Origin of the sequence: uncultured Bacteroides sp. (assembly GCF_947632445.1) — a bacterium.
In the GTDB taxonomy this organism is placed as follows: domain Bacteria; phylum Bacteroidota; class Bacteroidia; order Bacteroidales; family Bacteroidaceae; genus Bacteroides.
Window position 1 is genome coordinate 1 of sequence record NZ_CANRPM010000105.1, and the last position, 6,035, is coordinate 6,035.

General features: G+C 47.8%; 4 protein-coding genes. 3 read left to right on the forward strand and 1 reads right to left on the reverse strand.

What is annotated here, in order from left to right:
* Nucleotides 1-171: 171 nt before the first annotated feature.
* The gene (locus Q0Z70_RS12805) at nucleotides 172-1,290 is read right to left on the reverse strand and encodes an OmpA family protein (RefSeq protein ID WP_298075116.1); all 1,119 of its coding nucleotides are present in this window, start codon (nucleotides 1,288-1,290) and stop codon (nucleotides 172-174) included.
* Between the two features lie 88 nt (nucleotides 1,291-1,378).
* Between Q0Z70_RS12805 and Q0Z70_RS12810 the strand changes: the two genes are divergently transcribed.
* From Q0Z70_RS12810 to Q0Z70_RS12820, 3 genes are all read left to right on the forward strand, one after another.
* A complete protein-coding gene (locus Q0Z70_RS12810; protein WP_298075123.1) occupies nucleotides 1,379-2,314 on the forward strand; it encodes a site-specific integrase in 936 nt (311 codons plus the stop codon).
* A 227-nt stretch (nucleotides 2,315-2,541) separates the two neighbouring features.
* Complete coding sequence (locus tag Q0Z70_RS12815) at nucleotides 2,542-5,157, forward strand: PL29 family lyase N-terminal domain-containing protein (RefSeq protein ID WP_298075119.1); 2,616 nt, start codon at nucleotides 2,542-2,544, stop codon at nucleotides 5,155-5,157.
* 388 nt (nucleotides 5,158-5,545) lie between these two features.
* The coding region (locus tag Q0Z70_RS12820) for an AAA family ATPase (protein ID WP_298075121.1) at nucleotides 5,546-6,035 on the forward strand (490 nt) is incomplete at its 3' end.

Genomic DNA, 6,035 nt, shown 5'->3' on the forward strand with positions numbered 1-6,035 from the left:
TTTGTTCCGTTATTTCGCAGATAACGGAATAAAAACTGTGCAAACATAAGGTATTTTACGAAACTGTGCAAATATTATTCCTTTTTTTTAATAAAAAAACGACGTTTTTGAACCATTTTCGTTTGCCGATGTAAAATCTGATATAAACAGATGGTTATCAGTTGTCATTTGTCAGGGTTCCGTTATGCAGATGGCTACACGGTTTTGCTCGTTGATTTCAAACGGTTGTTCGGTGTCGCCCTTGAACTCTATCTGAATGCGGTCTGCGGGGATGCCTTTGGCCTTCAGGGCTTCGGCGGTCGCTTTGGCACGCTTCTCGGAGATGCGGAGGTTGATGTCCTCGTTTCCGGTCTTCACGTCGGCATAGCCGCTGATGACTACCTTTGCCTCCCGGTTCTCGTTCAGGTATTGCGCCAGTTCGTCAATCTTCTGCTCTTCGGACGGACGGATGACTGCGGAGTTCAGGGTGAAGAAGATGTCTCTGCGGAGGGGTTCCGGCACGACTTTCTTTTCTTCGACTACCACCGGTTTGGGTTCGGGCTTCTTCTCGACTACCGGTGCGGGCTGGGGTTCCGGCTCGTAATATACCGGTTCGGTCTTTGTGTAGCCCTTTCCGAACTTGAAGGTGAAGCCTGCCAGCAGGTTGAACTGCCAGTCGGAGTTTCCGGCTTTCTTGGAGTTGAACTTGTCCGTGTGGAGGTTTCCGTTGGCTTCGATATTGAAGCTGACTTTATCGGCGAGACGGAAATCCAGTCCCAAGCCCAACCGGCCGGCCACCGATATTTTGTTGTCGGTCCACAAGTAGGCCAAGTCTTTGCCCTGAGTAGCGAGGGCGACGGCCTCGTCGTTGTTGAACGCACCGTTGACACCTACTCCTATAAAGAGGTAGGGATTGACGGCCCGTTTGGGTTTGAACTTCCCGAAGAGGTTGCAGAGGTCGAACATGGCATCTACATTCCCTTGCAGGTAGTTGTACTTGTAGGTTGTCTGGGGAGATGCCCAGGCACCTTTAGCCTGCCAGCCGCTCAGTCCGGCGCGTACTCCCAGCCAGGGGTTGAACTTGTAGCCTGCATACAGGGCCGCTGCGGGTGAAAGAAGGTCGCTGAAATCGCCTTCGCCAACTGTGTGGGCTACACCACCTTGAATTTGCATGAAGAAGTAAGGATCAAAGATTGTCTTCCCTTCTTCCTTGATGCGACGCTGTGAAGTTTCTTCACTCGTCTGCTGGGCGGAAAGGCCTGTAGCCCAGAGCAACATGACCGCCAGCATTAGTTTACTCATTGTTCTCATTTTGACTCAATTGTAAAATTAGACTTTAAATCCTCGCAAATATGGGGAAAAAAGTTATAATACCAAAGATTTTTTGAAATAACTTTTGTTGATTATGAAACAAATCATATTAAAAGAGGTGTTTACGGCCGTTATCAATGACTTCCGTAACAATGAGAGGTGGGGAAGCGCCCACATTTATCAGTCTACATTGAATGCTTTTCTGGCATTCTGCGGTAATTCACGTTTTAAGCTCAAGGATTTGTCTCCGGTTGTGCTGAAACAGTTCGAGCAGTATCTGCGGACACGAAATTGCAGCTGGAACACGGTGGCTACTTACATGCGTTCGCTCCGTTCGGCCTACAATCGCTGCGTGGACGACGGGCGTGTGCCCTATGTGCCCCGCCAGTTCGAGCATGTCCACACCGGGGCCCGGACTAATGTGAAACGGGCTTTGGACGCGTCGGATCTCAAGCGCCTGCTGGCCTGGATAGACAAAGGAGCGGACGACAGCATCCCGGCGGACGTGCGCAAGGCGGGGGTGATCTTTGCCCTGATGTTCCTGCTGCGCGGCCTGCCGTTTGTCGACCTGGCCTTCCTGCGCAAGACAGACCTCTGCGGGAATGTGCTGGTCTACAGAAGGAAGAAGACGGGGCGGCTGCTGACGGTGGTGCTGCCTCCCGACGCCATCCGTCTGATGGAGGAGATAAGGAACCGGAACCGCCGGTCGCCATACCTCTTTTCTATTATAAGTAATGGAGAAGACCAGGAAAAGGCGTATCGGGAGTATCAGTCCGCCCTCCGCTATTTCAATTACAAGCTGGTCGAGCTGGGGCATTATCTGGGGATTGATGCGCATCTGAGCACCTATGCGGCGCGGCACAGCTGGGCTACGCTGGCCTATCACTGTGAAATTCATCCGGGGATTATCTCGGAGGCGATGGGGCACTCGTCGATCGCCGTGACGGAAACGTACCTGAAACCCTTCCAGGACGAGCGGATAGACGAGGCAAACAAGCAGATTATTGCCTTTGTCAAGCAGTAAATGAAGGGCTTGCAAGCGGCTAATCGTCTCATAGAGAGAGGAATAGACCGGGTATTCCGTTATCTGCGAAATAACGCACAGATAACAGGGTAAATAGATGTGGAATAGCATGATACTAACTTTAAAAACAGAAAGGAAAAGAACAGAGAGAAAAGAAGGATTATTGTCAAATGGAAAAGAGACTCAATTACTTAATTTTTTAAATTTATAAATTTAAATTTTTTATTATGAACAAAAAGTATTTAAGTGTGATCCTGTTCGGAACCCTTATGCTGGGAACGACAGGGACGTTTACGTCTTGCAAGGACTACGATGATGACATCTCCAACTTGCAGACGCAGGTAGACGGTGTTAAGACGGACTTGAAAGCCTTGCAGGACAAAGTGAATGCCGGTAGGTATGTTACCAACATCACAAAATCGGGCGATGGCATCGTCATCACCTGGAATGACAACAGCACCAGCACCATTGAAACCATCAAAGGTGACAAGGGTGACAAAGGTGACAAGGGCGATAACGGTACTAACGGCACCAACGGCACCAACGGTACGGAATGGACCATCGGAGAAGACGGCTATTGGTATAAAGACGGCACAAAGACCGAATACAAAGCCGCTATCAGCGAGGAGACAAAGAAGGTAGTCGTACCGACCATCAAGGACGGCTATTGGTATCTGGTGGATGAGGAAAGCGGTGAATTGACGGCAACGGAATACAAAGCCAACGGCGCCGCTTATGCAGTGGCTGAAGCCAACGGCGGATATACCCTCTACCTGCCCAACGAAGCCGGAACCGAAATGGAAGAAATATATATACCGGGCGCTGCCGGCTCTATCACCGGTATGAAAAATCAGTTGCTTAATGATGTTACGAGTTTTACGATAAAGAAGTTTGCGTTCAATAAAAATCTTCCTGATAAAGGTAACAAGTCAAGTAGAGCCGCATGGAAAGCCTTGACAGGTAAAGATGCGACCACGAACGAATACATCCTTACTTCTGCTGATGAAATCGGTTTGCGTATCAATCCGGTAAATGTGGATGCATCTGAAATCGAATTCTCGCTTTACAACAGCAAAAACGAAGTTCTGCCTTATGTAACTTTGCTGCCTACCGAATACAAAGACTATCTAAAAACTAAAGCTGCATACGGAAATGGACTTTACACTTTGGCCATGGAGAAAGCCGAAGTAAAAAATGCGGATGCTTTAAATACATTGACTAAATTGACAGACAAAGACTATGGGTATGCAGTCAGTGCTACCACAGCTTGCAGAGCAGAATATAGTATTCCTGTAGTGACAGCTGAGGGAACAGCAAACCTTACGAAGTTAGGCATTAATAAAAAAGCAGGAGCAGAAGACATCACTATTGGTGAGACTGGGGCGGCTAAGGTTGATCCCAAAGCCACAAACACTGTTACGGTAAACGAGCCAAGTGATTTGTACGACATGTGGTTGTCTGTTGCGGAAGAAGATAAGAATCTGTTCGATATTGTCTTCGACCAGGAGAAGCACACCTTCGTAGTAAATGCCGACCCCGATGTCATTACAAAGGCTTCTTTCGACTTGACCGTTACAACGATCGACAACAATGGCAACTATAAAGAAACTGTAGTAACCGTCAGTGTATCCAGCAAGATTGTAGCCGATCCTGTTTACGACAAGATAACGCATACAATCGTAGCCGATGCAACTAATAAGAACTTCTTCACTGCACCGATGTCCACCATGACAGAAGCTTTGGGCTCTCAACTGGATGCTTGGAAGAAGAATCTGACGGAAGCAGAAGTAAAATTCTATACTGATGCAAAATGTTCTCAAGAAGTAGCGAATGCAGATGGTATTGACTTGACATTTATTTCTCCTAACGTTGAGGATCCTTATACCGACAATGGTATTAAGAACGCAACTTTGATGAAGTTTGCTGTAGAGAATGCAACAGCAAAAGATAAATTCGAAGTAGACAAAGTTTACTATGCAAAAGTGACATTCTCCGGTGCAGATGGCGAACTGAACTCTATCGTCATTCCGTTTGAATTCAAGATTCCTGCATTGTCCACAATGTTCGAGCAGAAGGCGGCTTATGTAGTAGACGGTGTAATCAACGCTTACTTCGATGAAATCAGCGCTCCGACGACGGCAGTTGCATTCAACAAGTATTTCTCCAAGTTTGTAGATGACGCCGAAGTAAGTTTGGTTGCAGACGAAAAGATTAATAGTAAGGCAACTACGGGCTTGTTCAGCTTTAGTACAGATAAGACATTCAAAAATGCCACTATCGACTTTAATGCATCGAACCCCGGCCTGAAGAGTGATGGTACAGCTCAGAATGGTTACGGCCAAGCTGTGACAGTCAATGTTAAGAAGAGTGATTATGAAAGTTGGGCATACAAAGCTAAGGGTGCCGATACTTACTCCTTCAAGATTCGTCTGATGAGCCCGATTTACGAAGGCACTATCGTTCCTGCCGCAGGCAGCACGATTACAATCAGCGGCAACGACCTTGTTAACGGTGCGCTGATTACGGATGCTGACATTAAGGGTAAGGACTACAACAATAATACTTATACTATAGTACCTGACAAAGCAAACTCCACTTTTACTCCTGCTTGGGCTAATCCTCAAATCAAGGAAGTATCTGTAGGTGTGGATAAAGACAAATACATCAAGAATGTAGAGACTGTACCTGCTAAAACAGATAGCAAGGGTACTGTAAAGGGTGCCTTTAAGGTAACCGGTGAATCCATCTCCAACACGTTAACTGTAGAAATGCCTGTAACCGTCGAAGACGCTTGGGGCTATAAGAAGACAGTACCTATTTCCGTAACGATTACCAAGAACTGATTATCTGACAAGATAAGACGATAAAAGGGAGGGTGCGCTGTGCGCACCCTCTTTTTTTATAGTCCGACACCGTGAGGCGAAGGGATGTCCGTCCGCCTGAAGGACGGGGCGACACCGTGCTTCCCTGCCCGCTGACGCAGTGCTTCGTCAAGGTATAAGAAAGTGCTTTCTTAGGGTGCAAGGAAGTGCTTCGTCAGGGTGTGAGGAAGTGCTTTGTCAGGAGGCAAGAAAGCACGGAATTCCGCGATCAAAAGGTCACGAACACGGTCTGTTGTCGATTAAGAATACCTTCCATTAAAGGGTCGCGGCGGGTAAAGGTGGAAAAACTGTGTTTTCGTTTGTGCATGTTTTTACCTTTTTCTATTTTTGTGTTTCAAATGCCAAGATTATGAAATATCCTATCGGAATACAGAGTTTTGATCAGATTATTGAAGACGGTTATGTCTATGTGGACAAGACAGGCTTGGTTTACGACCTGGCGCATGAAGGCAAGATTTACTTTCTGAGCCGTCCCCGCCGTTTCGGCAAGAGCCTGCTGGTGTCCACGCTGGAGAATTATTTCCTGGGTCGCAAGGAATTGTTCCGCGGTCTGGCCATCGAGGGGCTGGAGAAGGAATGGGCGGTGCATCCCGTGTTCCATGTGGACTTCAACGGAGCCATTTTCAGTGACGCCGGCCAGCTGGAAGAGATGCTGCGCGACTATGTAGAGAGCTGGGAGAGAAGTTACGGGCTGTCTCCCGACAAAGAGCTGGGTATGGGGCTTCGTTTCCGCAACGTACTCCGCGTCGCCCACGAGCAGACCGGGCGTCGTGCGGTGGTGCTGATTGACGAGTACGACAAGCCCATCTTAGACGTGCTGGATGTGGATGCCTCGCTGG